The 20,440-nt window shown below is 67.9% G+C and carries 23 protein-coding genes; 17 read left to right on the plus strand and 6 right to left on the minus strand.

Annotated elements, in window-relative coordinates; genetic code table 11:
• Positions 1–214: 214 nt before the first annotated feature.
• From VFU06_08915 to VFU06_08935, 5 genes are read left to right on the plus strand one after another with little or no spacing between them, the layout of a single operon-like run.
• Complete coding sequence (locus tag VFU06_08915; protein ID HEU5209518.1) at positions 215–385, plus strand: hypothetical protein; 171 nt, start codon at positions 215–217, stop codon at positions 383–385.
• Positions 382–1,017: a hypothetical protein gene (locus VFU06_08920; GenBank protein HEU5209519.1), complete on the plus strand. Its 636-nt coding sequence runs from the start codon at positions 382–384 to the stop codon at positions 1,015–1,017. The genes VFU06_08915 and VFU06_08920 overlap by 4 nt, the downstream gene beginning before the upstream one ends.
• Positions 1,017–2,774, plus strand: a complete 1,758-nt coding sequence (locus VFU06_08925; GenBank protein ID HEU5209520.1) for a cbb3-type cytochrome c oxidase subunit I — start codon at positions 1,017–1,019, stop codon at positions 2,772–2,774. Before VFU06_08920 ends, VFU06_08925 begins: the two co-directional genes overlap by 1 nt.
• Positions 2,774–3,688 carry an SCO family protein gene (locus tag VFU06_08930; GenBank protein HEU5209521.1) on the plus strand — a complete coding sequence of 305 codons (915 nt, stop codon included), beginning with the start codon at positions 2,774–2,776 and terminating at the stop codon, positions 3,686–3,688. The genes VFU06_08925 and VFU06_08930 overlap by 1 nt, the downstream gene beginning before the upstream one ends.
• A gap of 42 nt (positions 3,689–3,730) precedes the next feature.
• Positions 3,731–4,714, plus strand: coding sequence for a class I SAM-dependent methyltransferase (locus VFU06_08935; protein HEU5209522.1), 984 nt, complete (start codon positions 3,731–3,733; stop codon positions 4,712–4,714).
• Between the two features lie 25 nt (positions 4,715–4,739).
• Here the strand turns inward: VFU06_08935 and VFU06_08940 are convergent, their stop codons facing one another.
• The 3 genes from VFU06_08940 to VFU06_08950 form a co-directional block, all read right to left on the minus strand.
• Entirely contained in the window at positions 4,740–5,492 is a 753-nt protein-coding gene (locus tag VFU06_08940) for a hypothetical protein (protein HEU5209523.1), read from the minus strand.
• Positions 5,492–6,481 carry a flotillin-like protein FloA gene (gene floA, locus VFU06_08945; GenBank protein ID HEU5209524.1) on the minus strand — a complete coding sequence of 330 codons (990 nt, stop codon included), beginning with the start codon at positions 6,479–6,481 and terminating at the stop codon, positions 5,492–5,494. Before floA ends, VFU06_08940 begins: the two co-directional genes overlap by 1 nt.
• A gap of 115 nt (positions 6,482–6,596) precedes the next feature.
• Positions 6,597–7,994, minus strand: coding sequence for an NfeD family protein (locus tag VFU06_08950; GenBank protein HEU5209525.1), 1,398 nt, complete (start codon positions 7,992–7,994; stop codon positions 6,597–6,599).
• Between the two features lie 258 nt (positions 7,995–8,252).
• On the opposite strand from VFU06_08950, the gene VFU06_08955 reads away from it, so the two are divergent.
• The 12 genes from VFU06_08955 (at position 8,253) to VFU06_09010 (ending at position 18,862) form a co-directional block, all read left to right on the plus strand.
• Positions 8,253–8,900 (plus strand): TetR/AcrR family transcriptional regulator, encoded by a 648-nt coding sequence (locus VFU06_08955; GenBank protein HEU5209526.1) that lies wholly within the window; start codon positions 8,253–8,255, stop codon positions 8,898–8,900.
• A 135-nt stretch (positions 8,901–9,035) separates the two neighbouring features.
• Positions 9,036–9,869: an enoyl-CoA hydratase/isomerase family protein gene (locus VFU06_08960; GenBank protein HEU5209527.1), complete on the plus strand. Its 834-nt coding sequence runs from the start codon at positions 9,036–9,038 to the stop codon at positions 9,867–9,869.
• A 9-nt stretch (positions 9,870–9,878) separates the two neighbouring features.
• Positions 9,879–11,345: an aldehyde dehydrogenase family protein gene (locus VFU06_08965; GenBank protein HEU5209528.1), complete on the plus strand. Its 1,467-nt coding sequence runs from the start codon at positions 9,879–9,881 to the stop codon at positions 11,343–11,345.
• 7 nt (positions 11,346–11,352) lie between these two features.
• Positions 11,353–12,552 carry an acetyl-CoA C-acyltransferase gene (locus VFU06_08970; protein HEU5209529.1) on the plus strand — a complete coding sequence of 400 codons (1,200 nt, stop codon included), beginning with the start codon at positions 11,353–11,355 and terminating at the stop codon, positions 12,550–12,552.
• A complete protein-coding gene (locus VFU06_08975; GenBank protein HEU5209530.1) occupies positions 12,552–13,373 on the plus strand; it encodes an enoyl-CoA hydratase-related protein in 822 nt (273 codons plus the stop codon). The genes VFU06_08970 and VFU06_08975 overlap by 1 nt, the downstream gene beginning before the upstream one ends.
• Positions 13,370–14,227, plus strand: coding sequence for a 3-hydroxyacyl-CoA dehydrogenase family protein (locus VFU06_08980; protein HEU5209531.1), 858 nt, complete (start codon positions 13,370–13,372; stop codon positions 14,225–14,227). Before VFU06_08975 ends, VFU06_08980 begins: the two co-directional genes overlap by 4 nt.
• Positions 14,224–15,045 carry an enoyl-CoA hydratase-related protein gene (locus VFU06_08985; protein HEU5209532.1) on the plus strand — a complete coding sequence of 274 codons (822 nt, stop codon included), beginning with the start codon at positions 14,224–14,226 and terminating at the stop codon, positions 15,043–15,045. The genes VFU06_08980 and VFU06_08985 overlap by 4 nt, the downstream gene beginning before the upstream one ends.
• A gap of 5 nt (positions 15,046–15,050) precedes the next feature.
• Positions 15,051–15,305, plus strand: coding sequence for a hypothetical protein (locus VFU06_08990; protein HEU5209533.1), 255 nt, complete (start codon positions 15,051–15,053; stop codon positions 15,303–15,305).
• Positions 15,306–15,348: 43 nt separating this feature from the next.
• The gene (locus tag VFU06_08995) at positions 15,349–15,558 is read left to right on the plus strand and encodes a hypothetical protein (GenBank protein ID HEU5209534.1); all 210 of its coding nucleotides are present in this window, start codon (positions 15,349–15,351) and stop codon (positions 15,556–15,558) included.
• Positions 15,558–17,045 (plus strand): sodium:solute symporter family protein, encoded by a 1,488-nt coding sequence (locus VFU06_09000; protein ID HEU5209535.1) that lies wholly within the window; start codon positions 15,558–15,560, stop codon positions 17,043–17,045. Before VFU06_08995 ends, VFU06_09000 begins: the two co-directional genes overlap by 1 nt.
• 75 nt (positions 17,046–17,120) lie before the next feature.
• Positions 17,121–17,687, plus strand: a complete 567-nt coding sequence (locus tag VFU06_09005; protein HEU5209536.1) for a hypothetical protein — start codon at positions 17,121–17,123, stop codon at positions 17,685–17,687.
• Positions 17,684–18,862, plus strand: coding sequence for a zinc-dependent alcohol dehydrogenase (locus VFU06_09010; protein ID HEU5209537.1), 1,179 nt, complete (start codon positions 17,684–17,686; stop codon positions 18,860–18,862). Before VFU06_09005 ends, VFU06_09010 begins: the two co-directional genes overlap by 4 nt.
• Before the next feature lie 66 nt (positions 18,863–18,928).
• Here the strand turns inward: VFU06_09010 and VFU06_09015 are convergent, their stop codons facing one another.
• From VFU06_09015 to rplU, 3 genes are all read right to left on the minus strand, one after another.
• Positions 18,929–19,345 carry a hypothetical protein gene (locus VFU06_09015; protein HEU5209538.1) on the minus strand — a complete coding sequence of 139 codons (417 nt, stop codon included), beginning with the start codon at positions 19,343–19,345 and terminating at the stop codon, positions 18,929–18,931.
• Between the two features lie 219 nt (positions 19,346–19,564).
• Positions 19,565–19,822: a 50S ribosomal protein L27 gene (gene rpmA, locus VFU06_09020; protein ID HEU5209539.1), complete on the minus strand. Its 258-nt coding sequence runs from the start codon at positions 19,820–19,822 to the stop codon at positions 19,565–19,567.
• 15 nt (positions 19,823–19,837) lie between these two features.
• Complete coding sequence (rplU, locus tag VFU06_09025; protein HEU5209540.1) at positions 19,838–20,152, minus strand: 50S ribosomal protein L21; 315 nt, start codon at positions 20,150–20,152, stop codon at positions 19,838–19,840.
• Positions 20,153–20,440 lie beyond the last annotated feature (288 nt).

Below are 20,440 nucleotides of genomic sequence, written 5' to 3' on the forward strand. Positions count from 1 at the left end.
GGCAGTTACCGGCCGATGCACCGCATGGTGTGCCCCGCCAATGTCGCCCGCGCCCGGGCAGGTCCGGTGTAGGGCAAATCCTGATAGCGGATCAGGCAACCGCCTATGGCCGCCGCGGCCGTGCGGCTTAATCTCATATTCCCATGTCCTTGTGCGATTGGCTCCCCCACCGCCAGTCGATCCGGCCGGACCCACTCACGAGACGGAGCGCACCATGGATGACGTGCGACCGACCCCCACCGCGCCGGACGAGCTGCCGCTCGGCCAGCGTCTCTACGACAACTGGTTCCTGCTGCTGGTGGCCGGGATCGTCATCATGGCGGTGATCTACACGGGCTGGGGGCTGTTCGAGGTCGCCACCATGCCGACGGCGGAGCTCCCATGAGCGGGCGAGGGGAGAACGGTGGCGGCGGCGCGCCCGAGGAGCGTCAGCCGATGACCACCGGGATGCAGTCGCCGAAGGGACGCTGGTGGATCCCTGCACACCGTTCCGAGAAGGTGTGGTTCGCGATTGCGTTCGCGTGGTGCATGGTGCTGTTCGCGATGATGCCGCTCTGGCACTGGAAGGGCGGGCAGAACCCGTCGGGGATCCGACGCAAGGTCGAGCCTGCCGCATTCGAGGCGCGGGTGAACCAGTTCGTCGCCGACTACCAGGTGGGCGAGCTGAACGGCTTCCCCGTCGTCGAGCCGCCGCCCGGCAGCGACATCTACATGATCGGCCGGATGTGGAGCTGGTACCCGGTGTTGAAGCTGCGCAAAGGCACGGAGTACACGCTGCACCTGTCCTCGAAGGACGTGAACCACGGATTCTCCCTCTACCCCGTCAACATCAACTTCCAGATCGTGCCCGGCTACGACTACGGGCTGCGCATCGTTCCCACCGAGGCGGGCGACTTCGGTGTGATCTGCAATGAGTTCTGCGGCGTCGGCCATCACATGATGCTGGGCAAGGTGCTCGTCACGAACGAGGACGGGACCATGCCGGGCGAGCGAACCGCCAGCGCGGAGGTGCAGTGATGTCGACGATCACCGAAACGCCCGCCGCGCGCGCAGCGCGCCCATCGGATGTATTCCGCACGTGTGACGTCACGGGCCTGCGGCTGCATCGCCCGGCTGAGCGACTCATCAAGGCCAATGCTGTGGCCGCAACGGTCGCTCTGCTGATTGGCGGCATCAGTGCCATCCTGATCCTGCTCACGCGCTGGCAGGCTGTGCACCTGCTCGAGCCGGTGATGTTCTACCGCGTGCTGACGGCGCACGGCATCAGCATGCTCATCTTCTTCATCATCTTCTTCGAGATGGCCGTGCTGTACTTCGCCTGCGGTCCGCTGCTGAACAGCAGGATTGCGGCGCCGAAGCTCGGCTGGTTCAACTTCGGCCTGATGAGTGTGGGCGCGGTGCTGGTGGAGTGGATGATCTGGACGGGCAAGGCCGACGTGCTGATGACGTCGTACATCCCGCTCCGTGCGGATCCGCTGTACTACCTGGGCATCATCTTCTTCGCGGTCGGCGCGCTGCTCGTCTGTTTCCAGTTCTTTGCGACGCTGGTGATCGCGAAACGTGAGCGCACGTACGAGGGCTCACTGCCGTTGATCACGTTCGGCGCTGTCGCGGCGGCGATCATTGCGGTGATCACCCTGCTGCATGGAGCTGCGACCTATATCCCGACCTTCCTGTGGTCGATCGGGCTGATGAGTGTGGATCCGCAGGTCTACCGCATGCTGTGGTGGGCGCTGGGCCACTCGTCGCAGCAGATCAACGTCGCAGCGATGGTCGCGATCTGGTACCTGCTCGGCGCGTTCACGGTCGGGGCGGTCGTGCTGAACGAGAAGATCAGCCGGACCGCGTTCGTGCTCTACATCCTGTTCATCTCGATGGCATCTGCGCACCACCTGCTGGTCGATCCGGGCTTCAGCTCGTCGTGGAAGGTGGTGAACACGAGCTACTTCATGTACATGGCCGTGCTGGCGAGCATGCTGCACGGCTTCACGGTACCGGCCGGCGTGGAGGTCGGCCAGCGGCTGCGCGGGGTCACGCAGGGGCTGTTCGGCTGGGTCAAGCGCGCACCGTGGGGTGACCCCGGCTTCAGCTCGCTGGTGCTTTCGGTGGTGGTGTTCGGGTTCGTCGGCGGGATCACGGGGGTCACGATCGGCACGGAGCAGATCAACATCGTGGTGCACAACACGCTGCGCGTGCCGGGCCACTTCCACGCGACGGTCGTGAGCGGCACCGCGATGGCATTCATGGGACTCACGTACTACCTGATCCCGCTCATCTTCCGGAAGAAGGTAGCCTTCTGGCGCGCCGCCCAGGCGCAACCGTACCTCTTTGCCGGCGGCATGCTGATCTTCTCCATCTTCATGTCGTTCTCGGGCGGGTTCGGCGTACCGCGCCGGCACTGGGACATCACGTTCAGCAACGCCCCGTTCGAGCAGGCCTTCCATCCGGCAGTCGACGCACTGCTCGGCATCATGGCGCTCGGCGGACTGATCGCCGCCGTCGGTGGCGGCCTGTACATCCTGATCACCGTCTGGTCGGTGTTCTTCGGCAAGCCGTTCACCGAGGCAGACCGTGTGGCCGGCGCCAGGGGCCTGCCGCAGGGCATCATCCGCCCGCCACGGCCGGTTACCGTAGCGGACGAGGCGAACCTGCCGACCGGGCGCTTCGGCACGGCGCCCGGCACGATGTGGCTCGTGATCATCTTCCTGGCCGCGTTCGCGACGTACTACTTCGCGAACTGGAAGCTGCTGTCGTTCGTCTGGAAGATCGGCTGATGCGGGTCGAGCCCGTTCGCGGACGTGCGTCTGCATGGACGCGCGACGAGAGCATGGTGCTCGGCGGGCTCGTCGCACTGTTCGTGATCACGACTGCCTGGTGGGCGCTCGCGTTCTGGCCGGTGGAGGCAGCGCCCACCTGGCTGGAGCGCACGCGCTACGTCTGCTTCGGTGTCCGTGAGAACGGGCTGCCGGACGGTGGTGGCTGGATCGGACTCGTGGGAGGGCCGCTGGGGATGCTCGTCATCCTCGCGGTCGGATGGCTCGACGGCGTGCGCGCGCTGCTGCACCGCGCGCGCCGCTCGCGCGCCGTGGCGGCAGCCCTGCTGCTGCTGTCTGCCGGCTCCATCATGCTCGTCTCCGGCGCGGCGACACGCGTGCGGCAGGTGCGTGCCACACCGGCCGAATACGTGAGCGACGTACCGCCGTCGACGTACCCGCGCCTCGATCGCCCGGCGCCGACGCTGCAGCTCCTGTCACAGGACGGCCGCCAGCGCGACCTCCAGGAGTTCGGGGGTCGGGTTACGCTGATCACCTTCGCGTACGCCCATTGCACCACCGTCTGCCCCGTGGTGGTGAGGCATGTCCTGGATGCGCAGGAGCAGCTCTCGCAGGCCGGGGAGCGTCCGGTCGTGCTCGTCCTGACGCTGGACCCCTGGCGGGACACGCCATCCCGGCTGCCGGAGATGGCGCGCTCGTGGGGGCTGCCCACTGCCGATGCGTTCGTCCTTGGCGGTGCCGTCCAGGATGTCGAGCGGACGCTCGACGCGTGGGAGGTTCCACGCACCCGCGACCTGACCACCGGCGAAGTCGTGCACCCGGCGCTCACCTACGTCGTCGACCGCGACGGTCGCATCGCGTACGCCACGAACGGCAACGCGCGTTCGATCGTGTCTCTGGTGGAACGGCTCTGATCGTTCGAGGCAGCGGCATGCACGGTGCGCATTGCCCCGTGCATGACACAGCCGTACGAGCTCGGCGACTGCCCCGCCTGTGGCGGCGACACGGCCGACCAGGTCGCGTCGGCGGACGATCTCCGCGCGGAGCTGGAAGCGCTCTGGGAGTTCCACACGCGGCGACTCCGACCGGATACGCCGCATCCGCACCTTACCGACCGCCTCGTGTTCTCGCAGCGCCCTGCCCTTCGCCTCGCGCGCTGCCGCCGGTGCGGAACGCTCTACCGCAATCCGCGCGAGCGCGAGGTCGAGCAGATCTACGAGAGCGATGCGGTACCCGCAGACGTCATGGACCGCCTCTTCGAATCGCAGCGGGATACCTACCGGGTACAGGCGCAACGGTTCGCACGAATCGCCGGACGCGCAGGCCGCGGGCTCGAGGTGGGGAGCTACGTGGGTGGATACCTCGAGGCGGTGCGCGCGCACGGCTGGCACTTCCGAGGCGTCGACGTGAACGAGGCCGCCGTGCGGTACGCACGAAGCCGCGACCTCGATGCGGTCGTCGGCACCATCCACTCGCTCGACGACGGCGCGCGGTTCGACGCCGTCGCGATCTGGAACTGTCTCGACCAGCTCGCAGAGCCGCGCAAGGTTGTGGCCACCGCACACCGACTCCTGCGGGACGGCGGGACGCTCGCGGTACGCGTTCCGAACGGTGCGTTCTATGCCCGCGTGCGGCGCTGGCTGCATACGCCGCTCGCATCCATCAGTCGGGCATTCCTCGCCTACAACAACCTGCTCGGGTTTCCGTACCGCACGGGCTTCACGCCCACGTCACTCGCGCGGATGCTCCGCAGCGAGGGATTCCAGGTGGTGCGGACACGCGGTGACACGCTCGTGCCGCTCGCGGATGAGTGGACCCGGGCGTGGGCAGCCGGCGAAGAACGCATGTTGAAGGCTGTACTGCGCAGGCTCGCGGGAGGACGCACGGCGCCATGGTTCGAGATGTACGCCCGACGGCGCTCACCTCACGAGGCGGAATAGCAGAAGGACCCTGGGAGGTGCTGCGCTACTCCAGCCCCTTCGGGCGGCCGAGCACTTCCTGCAGAACGATGGCCCGCTTCATGTCGCCGGACTGGAACAGCCATTCACGAGCCGGCCGACGCCGCGTCGTGCCGGTCACCACCGGCGTCTCGTCGACCCTGGCGTGGAACTCCGCGTGCCGCTGCACGGCCGGTGGCAGCGGTCGCTCCAGTGAGTAGACCTTTGGCGCCTTGTCCGCCGTGTACATGTTCCGCTCGCGCAGCCGCCGCTCCCGCAGCTGCTGGCGCTCGAGCTGACGCTGTGCCTCTTCCAGGCGACGGCGACGCTCGTACTCCCCGATCTCATCGGGAATCACCTCGTACGAGGCGAGCTCTTCGTCGACGTCCGCTTCCACGCCGACGTACTCCTCGTAGGAGGACGCTGGCTGCGGCTGCGGCGCCGGACGTGGAGCCGGTACCTGCTGCGGCCGCGGCTTTGGCCGCCCCGTGAGGATTTCCCACAGGTCATCGGGGATCATTGCCGCGGCTGCGTCTTCCGTCGCGTCCGGCGGAACCTCGTCGGTCGGCGCGGGCCGGCTGCCCTGCGGCAACGGACGCTGACTCGTTCCGGGGGGCCGATCGTACTCCGGACGCGGGCTGCGCGGCAGTGGCTGCTGCCGCGGCCGTGGCTGCGGCAGCGGGCGACCCTGCGGTGGCTCCTGCTTCCCCTTCGTCATCGCCTCGATCGCGCGTGCGATCAGCGCGATGATGATGAAGACGAGGAACAGCCCGCCTTCCATCAGCGCTCCTCGTCGGGGGCGGGCTGATCCGAGCTGCCCGCGATCGCCTGACGCATGTCGGTATCCGCGATCACATTACGGTAGCGGGCAAAGTCCATGACGCCGAGGTTGCCGCCGCGGAACGCCTCGGCGATCGCCAGCGGCACCTCTGCCTCCGCCTCGACCACGCGCGAGCGCATCTCCTGCACCTTTGCGCGGTTTTCCTGCTCGACGGCAACGGCCATCGCGCGACGCTCCTCCGCCTTGGCCTGCGCGATGCGCTTGTCCGCCTCCGCCTGGTCCGTCTGCAGCTCCGCACCGATGTTCTTGCCGACGTCGACGTCCGCAATGTCGATCGACAGGATCTCGAAGGCCGTTCCCGCGTCGAGGCCCTTCGCAAGCACGGTCTTGGAAATGTTGTCGGGGTTTTCGAGCACCTTCTTGTGCGAGTCGGCCGAACCGATCGTCGAGACGATGCCTTCGCCGACGCGCGCCAGGATCGTGTCCTCGCCTGCACCACCGACCAGTCGGTTGATGTTCGCTCGCACCGTGACACGCGCCGTTGCGATGAGCTGAATCCCGTCACGTGCCATGGCGGCGACACGCGGCGTGTCGATGACCTTCGGGTTGACCGAGACCTTCACCGCCTCGAGCACGTCACGCCCGGCGAGGTCGATGGCGGCGGCCTGCTCGAAGGAGAGGCCCAGGTTCGCCTTGTCCGCGCTGATCAGCGCCTTCACCACGCGGTCCACGTGGCCGCCCGCCAGGAAGTGTCCCTCCAGCTTGCCGGCAGTGAGATCGAGGCCGGCCTTGGTGGCGGCAATCAGCGGACGTACCACCGCAGCCGGGCTCACCTTGCGCAGGCGCATGCCGACCAGGTCGCCGATGCTCACGCGGACCCCCGCGAACACGGCCTCGACCCAGAGCCGGACCGGGATGGCCCAGCTGAGGATCAGCAGAAAGATGACGATGAGGACGAGCGCTATCGTTGAAAACGCGAATGGATCCATTCCCGACTCGCAGGTTGAGGTGCGCCTTCGACCAGGTGCTGTTGTCAGTATGTCGTTGAATCGGGTCCGGATGCGTCCGCGAACCCACTGCTGCCTGGAGTCTGCTCCAGGTGTGCTACTCCGGCCTGTCCGTCTCCGCTATTGCGTCCACGGGCTCGACCACGTGACGGTAGCCTTCCGCCCGGACGACCCGGATCGGCGTGCCCGCACTGATCCAGTTCGAGTCCGACACCACGTCCACGCGCTCGTCGCCGAACCGCGCTGCGCCGGATGGGCGGAGATCCGTCAGCGCCACCCCCAGCGAACCGACCAGGTCCGCACGCACCGGCTGCGACAGGTAACCGCTCTCGCGATCCGTCGACTGGCCGAGCATCAGCCCGCTCGAGGTGAAACGCCCGGTCTTCGGCAGCTTCCGCAGCAGCGCCCAGGCGATCAGGATGCCAACGAGCAGCGAGAGTGACAGCACTCCGGCCGCCTGGGTCCATTCCGCTGGTGTCGACGCAATGCCAACCATACTCAGCATGATTCCGGCTCCGAGCGCGAGCGCACCGGCGATGCCGGCCACTCCGAATCCAGGGATGACGAGGATTTCGAGCGCGATCAGGGCGACGCCTGCAGCGATCAGCAGCAGCTCCTCCCACCCAGCCAGACCGACCAGGAAACGGCTGCCGAAGAACGCGAGCAGAGACCCTATCCCCACAGTACCCGCCAGGCCGAACGACGGCGTCTTCAACTCGAACAGGATGCCGAGGAAGCCGAGCGTGAGCAGCAGCGGCGCAACGGTCGGGTGTGTCAGGAACCGCACCACGTTCTCCGCCCAGTTCGCCTCGGTGCTTGCGACGGCCGCGTTGCCCAGACCGGTTCCGGCGAGCAGGTCGTTCAGGTCCTGGACCTCTTCCGCGTAGCCGAGCCGCGTCGCCTCCTCCGTGGTGAGCGTGAGCAGCTTGCCCGCTTCGACGACGCCCTCGATCTCGATTTCCTCGTCCACCATCGCCTCGGCAATGCGCGGATCGAGCCCTCGCTCCTGGGCGAGCGTGCGCATCTCGCCGCGCATCACGCTCACGATCTTTTCGGACGCCTTGTCACCGCTGCCGTCGACCGGGGTCGCAGCACCCAGGATCGCGCCCTCGCGCATGTAGATGCGGTCCGTGGCAAGTGCGATCATGGCACCCGCACTGAGCGCGCGGCGGTTCACATATGCATAGACGGGAGTGTCCGTTTCGCGTACGGCGTCGACGATCTCCTGCGCGGCATCGATGCGCCCCCCGGGCGTGTCGAGCTCCAGGATCACCGCCCGCGCTTCCGCGGCTTCCGCCTCGTCGATGCTGCGGCTGATGAACGGGGCGAGCCCGAGCTCGATCACGCCGTCCACCGGGACGCGGTAGACGACGGCACCGGTCTCGGTCGGGTCCGGGGCGGAAGGCCGCAGCGCGATCCAGGTGAGGCCCGCCAGGACGCTGAGCACGAGCGCAGCTCCAGCGGCGAGGCGAGTTGCGATGCGGTTCGGTGCCATACCGACAGTACCGGTGATGTGGGGAGGTGTTCCGCGCGCGCACACGTGCACGCCCGTGGTGCCTGCACTGCCGCGCAGCCTTCCAGGCGTCGGAAACGGCCGGTCACCAGCCGCCGGGGCGGGCTGCGGCTACACGTCGAAGCTACCGGGCACGCCCGCTAGCAGCAAGCAGTTCGGGCACTTGACCCCCTCCCCTGCGCGCGTCTAGGTTGGCGGCGACGACGTCTTGGAACGAGCGTTCACTCGAAGCAGCAGGACATGGGCGAGCCCCGGCGCACCTACGACGACAAGCTCGAGCGGCTGCTGCAGACGGCGGCCGCGGTGTTCGCCGAGAAGGGGTACCACCCCGCGAGCATCCGCGACATCAGCCGGGCGACCGGGACCAGCCTGTCCGGCCTCTACTACTACTTCCGCAGCAAGGAAGAGCTGCTCTTCCTGATCCAGGACCATTGCTTCACCACGGTGCTGGAGAACCTGCAGCGGCGGCTGCGCGGCGTCAGCGCTCCCGAGGAGCGCCTGCGGGTACTGGTGGACAACCACCTGCGCTTCTTTGCCGCGAACATGAACGAGATGAAGGTGCTCTCGCACGAGGCGGCGTCGCTCAGCGGGGAGTACCGCAACCAGGTCAACGCGCACAAGAAGCGCTACGTCGAGCTGTGCGCCTCGATCATGGCCGGGCTGTCCCCGGACGACTCGGCTGCCGAGCACCGCGCCGCGGCGCTTTCGCTCTTCGGCATGATGAACTGGATCTACACCTGGTATCACCCGGAGCGGGACCTGCCCGTGGACGAGCTCGCCGCCATGATGACGCGGGTATTCCTCGGCGGGTACCGCGAGAACCAGTCAGCGGCAGAGCACGCGATCGGCGACGACGCCGTGGCCGCGCCGTCGATCTGGCGCCGCTGAAGCAGGCCGGCAGCGCGGCGTAAGCGGCGCTGCACACTACCATCAGGACGTCATGCGACGTCCCCGATCCGGCAACCCCGCGCACTCGACGCGCACAGCCGTCGCATGGCGCGACGATGCAAACTCCTCGGAGGCATGATGGCGACCAGGATGGAAGAAGCACAGGACACCGCGCAGCGGACGCTGGTGCATTACGAGGCGGCCGACGGCGTGGCGGTGATCACGCTCGATGACCCGCCGGCCAATACATACACCTACGAGATGTTCCAGCAGATGGACGCGGCGATCCTGCGGGCGCGCATGGACGACGACGTGTACGTGATCGTGCTGACCGGTGGTTGCGAGAAGTTCTTCTGTGCGGGTGCCAGCATCAACATGCTGAACACGGTAACCCCGACCTTCAAGTACTACTTCTGCCTGCATGCGAACGAGACGCTGAACCGTTTCGAGCAGACGCCCAAGCTGGTGATCGCGGCACTCAACGGGCACACGGTGGGTGGCGGGATGGAGATCGCGATGGCGGCGGACCTCCGCATCGCGCGCCAGGGTGGCGGCAAGATCGGCCTTCCGGAGGTGAACCTCGGCGTGCTGCCGGGCACTGGCGGCACGCAGCGGCTGACGCGCCTGGTGGGCAAGGCGAAGGCGATGGAGCTGATGGTGACCGGGCGGACGTTCGACTTCGAGGAGGGCCGGCAGCTCGGCATCATCAATGACATCTTCGAGGCATCGAGCCGCGAGGATTTCATGGCGAAGGTGCTGGAGTACGCGAAGCAGTTCACGCCGCCGAACATGGCCGCAAAGGCGATCGGCAACATCAAGCGCAGTGTGCAGACGGGCGGCGAGCTGCCGTTCCAGGACGCGCTGGCGGTGGAGCGCGAGCTGCAGCAGCTCCTCTTCCAGAGCGAGGACGCGAAGGAGGGCCTCGCCGCTTACGTTGACAAGCGCAAGGCGTCCTTCAAGGCTCGCTGAGGAGCGGTGATGGCGACGACGCAGATCGGGGTCGAGCGCAGGGCACAGGACCGGCTCTGGATCGGTGGTGAATGGGGCGCCGCTGCGGGCGGCGCCACGTTCGCGACGTACAACCCGTCGACCGGCGCGGAGCTGACGCAGGTAGCGGCCGGTGAGGCGGCCGACATCGATCGCGCCGTCGCCGCTGCACGACAGGCCTTCGAGGATCCGTCCTGGTCGCGCATGGACGCGGCCGACCGTGGCGAGATCCTGTGGCGCATGGCGGACCTGATCGCCGCTCGCGCCGACGAGCTCGCGCGCCTCGAAACGCTGGACAACGGCAAGCCGCTGCGGGAAGCGCAGATCGACATCGCGACGGCGGTCGATGCGCTTCGCTACTACGCGGGCTGGGCGACCAAGCTGCAAGGCGAGACGATCCCCGTGCGGGGCAACGTGCTGAACTACACGCTGCGCGAGCCGCTGGGTGTGGTCGGTGCGATCATCCCATGGAACTTCCCGCTCGTCATGGCAGCGTGGAAGGTCGCGCCGGCGCTGGCGTGCGGGAACACGGTCGTGCTCAAGCCCGCCGAGCAGACGCCGCTGACCGCGCTGGAGCTGGCGGCGATCGCGCAGGAGGCCGGACTGCCGGCCGGTGTGCTGAACGTGGTGACCGGCCTCGGCGAGACTGCCGGTGCCGCACTGGTCGCGCACCCGGACGTCGACAAGATCGCGTTCACCGGCTCGACGCAGGTCGGCAAGCTGATCATGCGCGAGGCCGCAGCAACGCTGAAGAAGGTGTCGCTGGAGCTGGGTGGCAAGTCGCCGAACATCGTGCTCGCCGACGCCGACCTGGATGCCGCAGTGCGCGGCGCGTTCGCTGGCATCTTCTACAACAACGGCCAGTGCTGCACCGCCGGCTCGCGGTTGCTGGTGCACGAGAGCGTGCAGGACGCGCTCCTCGAGAAGCTGGTCGAGCGCGCAGCGAAGATGCAGCCCGGCGATCCGCTCGATCCGAAGCGTCGCATGGGTCCCGTGATCTCCGCGGAGCAGCTCGAGCGCGTGGTCGGCTACATCGAGAAGGGCCGCGCCGAGGGCGCGGAGCTGCTGACCGGCGGCGGCCGCGCGCAGTACGAGAACGGCTGGTGGGTGCAGCCCACCGTTTTCCGGGGCGTCACCGAAGAGCAGACCATCGCGCAGGAAGAGATCTTCGGCCCCGTGCTGGCGACGATCCCCTTCACCGACGACGACGAGGCGATCGCGATTGCGAACCGCTCGATGTACGGCCTCGCCGCGGGTGTCTGGACCTCGAACGTGAAGCGGGCGCACCGCTTCGCACGCGCACTGCACGCCGGCACGATCTGGATCAACACCTATCACCCGCTCGATGCTGCGTCGCCGTTCGGCGGCTACAAGCAGTCCGGCTTCGGGCGTGAGCTGGGCGGTCACGCACTCGAGCTGTACACCCAGGTGAAATCGGTCTGGGTGGACCTGAGCTGAGGCACGCGTGAGCAGACAGGCATACATCATCGACGCCGTACGAACACCCGTCGGCCGGCACGGCGGCGCGCTCGCCCGCGTACGCCCCGACGACCTGGCGGCGGTCCCGCTGCGGGCGCTCGTCGCACGTACCGGCATCGATCCCACCGCTATCGAAGACGTGCTCCTCGGCTGCGCGAACCAGGCGGGCGAAGACAACCGCAACGTCGCACGCATGGCATCGCTGCTGGCCGGGTATCCGATCGAAGTCGCGGGCCAGACGATCAACCGGCTGTGCGGCTCGGGGCTGCAGGCCGTGAACAGCGCACAGCAGGCGATCGCGGCGGATGCGGGTGACGTGTTCGTCGCGGGCGGCGTCGAGTCGATGAGCCGCGCGCCATACGTCATGCTGAAGCCGGAGGAGGGCTTCGCGCGCGGTGCACCCGCGGTCGCCGATACCGTCCTCGGCTGGCGCTTCACCAACCCGCTGTTCCCCAAAAATTACACCATCGCGCTCGGCGAGACCGCTGAAGTCGTTGCGGAGCGCTGCGGCGTCACGCGCGAGGCGCAGGACGAGTTCGCACTGCGCAGCCAGCAGAAGGCGGCGGCGGCGCTGGAGGCGTGCCGCTTCGGCGCCGAGCTCACGCCTGTCGAGATCGCGCAGCGTCGCGGTGATCCGGTCATCGTCGACCGGGACGAGCATCCACGGCCGGACACGACGCTGGAGGCACTCACAAAGCTGCGTCCTGCGTTCCGCAAAGACGGCACCGTGACCGCCGGCAACTCGTCGGGGCTGAACGACGGCGCTGCCGCACTGCTCGTCGTGAGCGAGTCCGCTTCGAAATCGCTCGGCCTCGAGCCGCGTGCGCGCATCGTCGCGACTGCGGTTGCCGGCGTGGAGCCGGACGCGATGGGCATGGGCCCTGTCCCCGCCACCCGCAAGGCGCTGAAGCGAGCGGGCGTCCGCTCGGCCGACCTGAAGCTCGTGGAGATCAACGAGGCGTTTGCCGCGCAGTCCATTCCCTGCGTCGAGCAGCTCGACCTCGATCCTGAAATCGTGAATGTCAACGGCGGCGCGATCGCGCTCGGCCATCCACTGGGCGCATCCGGCGCGCGCATCCTGACGACACTCGTGCACGAGCTGCAGCGGCGCGGTGGCGGATACGGGGTCGCGACGATGTGCATCGGTGTGGGCCAGGGCATTGCCACCGTTGTGGAGGTGTACTGATGCCTGAGACAACCCAGGCGACGCAGCGGATCGTCGTGGATCGCGAAGGCGCGATCGGCTGGATCCGGATCAACCGCCCCGAACGGCTGAACGCCTTCGTCGGCGACATGCGCGACCGGCTCGAGGCCGCACTCGACTGGCTCGAGCAGGACAGCGAGATCCGCTGCGTGGTGATCACCGGTGCGGGGCGCGCATTCTCGACGGGTGGCGACGTCGCCTTCATGCAGGAGCTGATCGACAGGGACGACGCGGCCTCGTTCGAGGGGCTCGTGCGGGTCGGCGCCGCAATCGTCAAGCGGATCGAGTCGATGACCAAGCCGGTGATCGCGGCGGTCAACGGTCCGGCAGCGGGCGCAGGCGCCTGCCTCGCACTCGCGTGCGACGTCCGCATCGCGAGCGAGACCGCATCACTCGGCTTCACCTTCACTCGCGTGGGACTGCACCCCGACTGGGGCGGCACCTATTTCCTCACGAAGCTGGCGGGTCTTGCCGTCGCAACGGAGGCCGTGCTGACGGGTGGACTGATGAACGCCGAACGCTGCGAGAAACTGGGCCTGTTCAACCGGGTCGTGCCCGCAGACCAGCTTGAGAACACGGCACGCAGCATGGCGGGCCAGATCGCGTCCCAGCCGAGCGGCGTCATCGCCGACGCCAAGCGCTCCCTGCGCGCGTCCCTGCACCGCGCACTGCCGGACATCCTCGAGTTGGAAGTCGAGGCCCAGATGCGCGCGTTCCAGTCCCCCGACTTCCGGGAGGGCATCACCGCGTTCATCGAAAAGCGCGCACCCCGCTTCAACCGGGAAAACGGCCGCCACGGATGAGCGGACACGTCGTTGTCATCGGGGCGGGCACCATGGGGCACGGCATCGCGCAGGTAACGGCGATGGCCGGCTACGACGTCGCGCTGGTCGATACGTCCGCCGAGCTCATCGAGCGCGGCCTTGCACGCATCACGTCGAACCTGGACGAGGGCGTCCGCCGCGGCAAGCTGGAGCAGACACACCGCGACGCTGCGCTCGCACACATACGGTCCTGCACCTCCATTGCCGATGCAGGCCCGGGCGCCTTCCTCGCGATCGAGGCGGTCCCGGAGCGGATGGACCTGAAGGCGGCGGTGTTCTCCGAGCTCGAACGGCATACGCCCGGCGACACGATCTTCGCGAGCAACACGTCGAGCCTCAGCATCACGGGCCTGCAGCAGACGACGTCACGGCCGCAGCAGGTGGTCGGGATGCACTTCTTCAATCCGGTGCACATCAATCGGCTCCTCGAGCTCGTTCGCGGCGCGGCGACATCGCAGGCGACGATGGACGCTGCCATTGCCTTTGCCGGGCGCATCGGCAAGGACGCGATCGTCGTGAACGACTCGCCCGGGTTCGCGACATCGCGGCTCGGTGTGCTGCTCGGCCTGGAGGCGATCCGCATGGTGGAAAGCGGTGTCGCCAGTGCGGCCGACATCGACAAGGCGATGGAGCTGGGATACCGCCATCCCATGGGACCGCTCCGGCTGACAGACCTGGTCGGGCTCGACGTGCGGCTCGACATCGCACGCTACCTGCACGCGGAATTGAAGAGCGACGCGTTCCGCCCGCCGGCACTGCTCGAGCAGATGGTCGCCGAAGGCAGGCTCGGCAGAAAGAGCGGACGCGGGTTCTACGACTGGAGCGAATCATGACGTCCACGGCAGCGCGCACCGGGCATCCTCCGGCCGAACTGCGTTTCGAGACGCTGCTGATCACGGTCGAGAATGCGGTCGCGACGATCGTCATCAACCGGCCCGACAAGCGCAACGCGCTGAACGCAGCCGTGCGCCGCGAACTGGTCGAGGCACTGGACGCGCTTCGCACTCGTGAGGACGTGCGCGTCGTCGTGTTCACGGGTGCGGGCGACAGGGCCTTCGTCGCCGGCGCGGACATCGGCGAGTTCGCCGAGCGGACACCCGTCGAGCAGCGGGCGGTGATGGAGGGACGTCGCGTATTCGATGAGGTTGCCGCCTGCCCGATGCCGACGATCGCCATGATCAACGGCTACGCCTTCGGCGGCGGCTGCGAGCTCGCCCTCGCCTGTGATATCCGGATCGCCGCGCGCTCCGCGAAACTCGGCCAGCCCGAGATCCGGCTGGGGATCCTGCCCGGCGGCGGTGGCACGCAGCGGCTGCCACGACTGGTCGGCAGCGGCCGCGCGCTCCGCATGATCCTGACGGGCGAGGCGGTGAGCGCCGAGGATGCGGAGCGAATCGGGCTGGTTGACGAGGTCGTCGACGACGACAGGCTGCAGGACACGGTGACGTCGCTCGCAACACAGATCGCGGCCCATTCGCCGCTCACGCTGCGCCTCGCCAAGGACGCGGTGCGTGCGGCGTTCGAGGCACCATTGAGCGCGGGCCTCGCAATGGAACGCGAGCTCTTCATCACTGCCTTCGGCAGCGCGGACCGCGAGGAGGGTGTGCGCGCGTTCCTGGAGAAGCGTGCCGCGGAATTCAAGGGACGGTGACCGACATGGCGAAGAATCCGTTCGGCGATGATCCGGAACCCAGGCGCGTCAATCCCTTCGGCGAGGAGGAAACGCTGGAGCCGGTGCAGGACGCCGCGCAGCGCGTGCAGAACGCCGCGCGCAAGATCCGGCTGCTCCGCGCGCAGATCGGCGCGGAAGGTCTGAGCCCTTCGGGCACGCGCGAGCTGCTCGACCAGTTCGGCTCCGTGCTGGACATCATCGCAGGTGCACTGAGGGAGCTCGACCAGAAGCAGAAGTAGCGCACGACAGCGGGCCCCACCTTCCCCGTCAGGAGAAGCCGCAATGACGCACCGTACGGCAGTACGCATCGGCATCGGCATCTTCATCCTCTATGCGCTCGCCGTGCACTGGCCGGGCGTGCTTGCCTTCTCCGGTCCGCGTCCGTTCATCCTGGGGCTGCCGTTCAACTTCTTCTGGGTCGTCCTCTGGATCGTCCTCGGCCTCTGCGCGCTGCTGCTCATGGAAGTCACACGTCAGCGGGAGGACGGCTGATGGAATCGTGGCACGTTGTGACGGCCGTGGTCGGGCTGTATCTCGTCGCCACGCTCGTGGTCGGCCTCGTCGGGGGGAAACGTGCAACACATGGTGTTGCCGGATACGTCGCCGCCGACCGGCAGTTCGGGCTGCTCGCGATGTACTTCGTCGTGGGCGGCACCGTGTTCAGCGCGTTTGCGTTCCTGGGCGGCCCGGGTTGGGCGTACTCGCGCGGTGTGGCAGCGCTCTACATCCTGAGCTATGGTGTGCTGGGCATCCTGCCCTGGTACTTCCTCGGGCCGCGCGCCGCGCAGCTCGGCCGCGCGCACGGCTACGTCACGCAGGCGCAGCTCGTGACCGGCCGCTTCCCCAGTCGGACGCTCTCACTGCTGTTCGCCATCCTGACGGTTGCCGCGTTCGTGCCGTACATCATGCTGCAGATGAGCGGCGCCGGCATCGTGTTCAACGCGGTCACGGCGGGACATGTCCCGCACTGGCTGGGCGCCGCCCTGGCCTACGGCGTGGTCGTGTTGTACGTGCTGTTCGGCGGCGTCAGTGCTGTCGGTTGGACCAATGTCTTCCAGGGCATCGTCATGATGGCCGCTGCGTGGATCCTGGGCATCTACATCCCGAACCTGCTGTACGGCGGGATCGGCCCCATGTTCGAGCAGGTCCTGGCTGCACGTCCCGAGCTGCTGACGCTGCCGGGCCTGGACGCGAGTGGCCAGCCGTGGAGCTGGGGCGCATACAGCAGCACGCTGCTGTCCTCCGCGATCGGCCTTGCGATCTGGCCGCACCTCTTCATGAAGGCGTTCACCGCGAAGAGCGACGCGACCATCCGCCGCACCGTCGTGCTGTTCCCCACGTTCCAGCTCTTCCTCGTGCCCCTGCTGCTCGTGGGGTTCGCCGGCGTCCTGTTCCACAGTGCGCCGGCGAGTGCGGACTTCATCCTGCCGCACATGATCCTGGAGACGGGAATGCCGGCACTGGTGGTCGGGCTCTTCTGCGCGGGGGCGCTCGCGGCCTCGATGTCCACCGGTGATGCACTGCTGCACGGCGCCGCTTCCGTCGCGATCGAGGACGGTATCGCGCCCTTCGTGCAGATCGAGGAACGACGACGCCGCTTCCTGATGCAGCTGCTCGTGCTGTCGATTGGCGGACTCGCTTACTGGCTCGCCGTCATCCAGCAGCGTTCGCTCGTGTGGCTGCTGGTCTCGGCATACGGCATCATCGACCAGCTGGCACCGCCGCTGTACGCCGCGATCTACTGGAAGCGGGCAACAACGCGCGGCGTCCTGGCAGGGCTGGTCGGCGGCAGCGCGACGTCCGTGTTCTTCTTCCTCAATCCGGCTCTCCGCCCCTGGGAGATCCACGAGGGCGTGCTCGGCCTGGTAGTGAACGTCACGCTGCTGGTGGTCGTCAGCCGCCTCGACCCGACGCCCGCCCCGATGCGGCCGGCGCCCGCCGACTCCAGCGTGAACGCATCCCCTCAACCTGTCTCCTGACGCCCCGGTTCCGGACCTCGAATTGCTCTTCTGTCGGCGTGGGTTGGGCCTTCCACCCGAGCATGAAGAGGCAGCATGGACGGGCAACCGCACCGCGAACGACCGCGCTCGTTCCACCCGCATTTCGTCGACAGCCCGCCCGCGCCGCGCGGCACACCGGGCTGGGACGTCGGCCCCGAGCGCCGCATCGATGATGGCCGCTCCCTCGCACGCGCACTCGGCTGGTTCAGTATAGGACTGGGCGCACTGGAGATCTTCGGTGCCCGCCAGCTCACGAACTTTCTCGGCGTCGACGAGCGCCATACGACGCTGATCCGCGCCTACGGTGTGCGCGAGGTGCTGACCGGAATCAGCATCATGAGCGAGCGCACCCCGGCGCCTGGCGTGTGGGGTCGGGTCGCCGGTGACGCGCTCGACCTCGCCACACTCGGAATGGCCTTCCGTCGTGACGATCCGAGTCCGCGGGGTGTCGCGATCGCCGCGCTCGCCGTCGCAGGTGCTGCGGCCCTGGACATTACGTCTGCGATGCAGCTGACGCGGACGCGGAATCGCACGCAGCGTCACGATCACGGGCGGGCGCGTGGCGACGGACGCACCACTGCGAAGGGACGTTTTTCCGAACGCAACGGAGACGCGTCATGAAAGCGCTCACGTGGCACGGCCGCTCGGACGTGCGCTGCGAGACGGTACCGGATCCCGGGATCGTCGACCCGACGGATGCCGTCGTGCGCATCACGTCGACCGCCATCTGCGGCTCGGATCTGCACCTGTACGACGGCTTCAACCCGTTCATGGAAAAGGGCGACGTGCTCGGTCACGAGCCGATGGGGATCGTCGAGGAGGTCGGCAGTGACGTGAAACGTATCCGACCGGGTGACCGCGTCGTCATCCCATTCACGATCTCGTGCGGCAGCTGCTGGGCGTGCAGGGACGGGTTGTATTCCGTCTGTCAGACGAGCAACCGCAATGCCGAGCTCGCGCAGAAGATGATGGGTCACACCACGGCAGGGCTGTTCGGCTACTCGCACCTCACCGGCGGCTTCGCGGGCGGACAGGCGCAGTACCTGCGCGTGCCGTACGCGGATGTCGGGCCGGTCAGGATCGACTCCGACCTGCCCGACGAGCAGGTCCTCTTTCTGTCGGACATCTTCCCCACCGGGTGGATGGCCGCGGAAAACGCGGAGATTCAGCCCGGCGACACGGTCGCGGTCTGGGGCGCCGGCCCCGTCGGCCAGTTCACGATACAGTCCGCGTGGATGCTCGGCGCGGGTCGCGTCATCGCGATCGATCGCGTGCCCGAGCGACTCGAGATGGCGCGCACCGCCGGACGCGCCGAGACGATCGACATCCGCGACGCCTCCGTCTACGACACGCTGCAGGAGATGACCCAGGGCCGCGGCCCCGATCGCTGCATCGACGCCGTCGGGCTCGAGGCGCACAGCGTCGGCAGCATCGATGCGGTCTACGACAAGGTGAAGACGATGCTGTTCATGGAAACGGACCGCGCGCACGTGATCCGCGAGGCGATCTACTGCTGCAGGCCCGGCGGCACGGTCTCGATCCCGGGCGTCTATCTGGGCTTCGTCGACAAGTTCCCGCTCGGCGCCTTCATGAACAAAGGCCTCACGCTCAAAACCGGTCAGACGCACGTGCAGCGCTACCTGGAGCCGCTGCTGCAGCGCATCGAGACGGGCGAGATCGATCCGTCGTTCGTCGTGACGCACACCGTGCCGATCGACGAGGGACCGGACATGTACCGGATCTTCCGGGCAAAGGACGACGGCTGCATCAAGGTCGTGCTGAAGCCCTGGGACTGACGTGGCGACGCGGGCGCTGGCGGTGAGCTGATCTGAACGGCCGGGGCACACTCGGCACGCGGCGGGTTACGACTCGCTCGCGCGCTCCTGCGACGGCGCAAGCACGGACTCGCTGACCGCGGCGTCCTCGTCCGCCGCGCTCTCGCGCGCCAGCGCCGGCGTGCGGTGCACGAGGCGGGCGAGCAGGATGCGCTCGGCGCGTACGTCATTGCCGAGCTGCACCATCAGGCGGACCAGGTCGCCGCCCCCCCACAGCACGACAGCGAGCACCAGCGTGCGTGCAAGCTCACCCAGGATCGCCGGGAGCTGCACCGCACCATGGTAGCGGAGATCCGCGACGAACTGGCCGATCACCGCCACGAAGAGGAAGACGGCGGCTGCCTTGAACAGGGTGCCGACCCAGCGCAGTGCCGTGTACGGCTCGATGTCGCTCGCGCGTACCTTGCCAACCTGCTCCTCACGCGTGCGCTCGTACTCCGCCATCCCTCGTCTCCTGTCGTTCATCGGGTCGCGCCGCCAGGTTGCAAGGCGGGGGCCAGACGCGAACGGCAGCAGAAGTGGCGAGCATCCGTGCAGGTCGTGTATCGCATGCGACGTCCTCAGCGAGTCATCCCGGTGCGGGCAGCCGCTGCGGCCCGCACGTCCATGAAAAAACGCCCCGTCCGCTGGACGGGGCGTTCATCATCGTCGCTCGCGCGCGGATCAGGCAGCCGGATAGACCGACACCTGCGTGCGCTTGCGGTCGTAGCGCTCGAACTTCACCACGCCGTCGACCAGCGCGAAGAGCGTGTCGTCGCGGCCCTTCCCGACGTTGCGGCCCGGGTGGAACCTGGTGCCGCGCTGCCGCACCAGGATGTTGCCCGCCGCGACTTCCTCACCACCATAGCGCTTGACGCCCAGGTACTGCGGATTCGAATCGCGGCCGTTCCGGGTGGAGCCGACCCCCTTCTTGTGTGCCATTCTGCTCCCTCCTCCTCAGCCGACCTTGATCTCGCCGATGCGGACCTCGGTGAACTTCTGCCGATGGCCCTGCTTGCGGCGGTAGTTCTTGCGGCGCTTCCACTTGAAGATGATGACCTTCCTGTCCTTGCCGTGGCGCACGACTTCGCCCGTCACCGTGGCATTCGCCACGGTCGGCGTGCCGACGCTCGTGCCGTCGTCGGTGCTCGCGACGAGCACCTCCTCGAAGGTCACCGTATCGCCGACGTCCGCGCTCAGCGCGGGCACACGCACGGTCATGCCGGGCTCGGCGCGGAACTGCTTGTCGCCGCTACGAATAATCGCGTACATGGTCGATCCCATTGATAGTCGCTACAGACTGGGAAATATGCTGGGTATTGGGGTGATCGTCAAGGCGGGCCGGGGCCCGGCGCCTGGGCCCGGGCCCGGGACGGCATGGACGGGCCGTCTGGGCCGTCTGGGCCGTCGGGGCCGTCTGGGCCGTCCGGGCGGCCGATCGCCCTTGCTCACCGGAACCCCGCGTCGTGCGCCCCTGCGGCCACTCCCTTATCCCCTGTTCGCCCCGACGGCCCCGCCGGCCCCGCCGGCCCGTTTCCCCTCAGCCCAGCGCAAACTTGT

This window comes from Longimicrobiales bacterium (assembly GCA_035764935.1).
Classification (GTDB): domain Bacteria; phylum Gemmatimonadota; class Gemmatimonadetes; order Longimicrobiales; family RSA9; genus DASTYK01.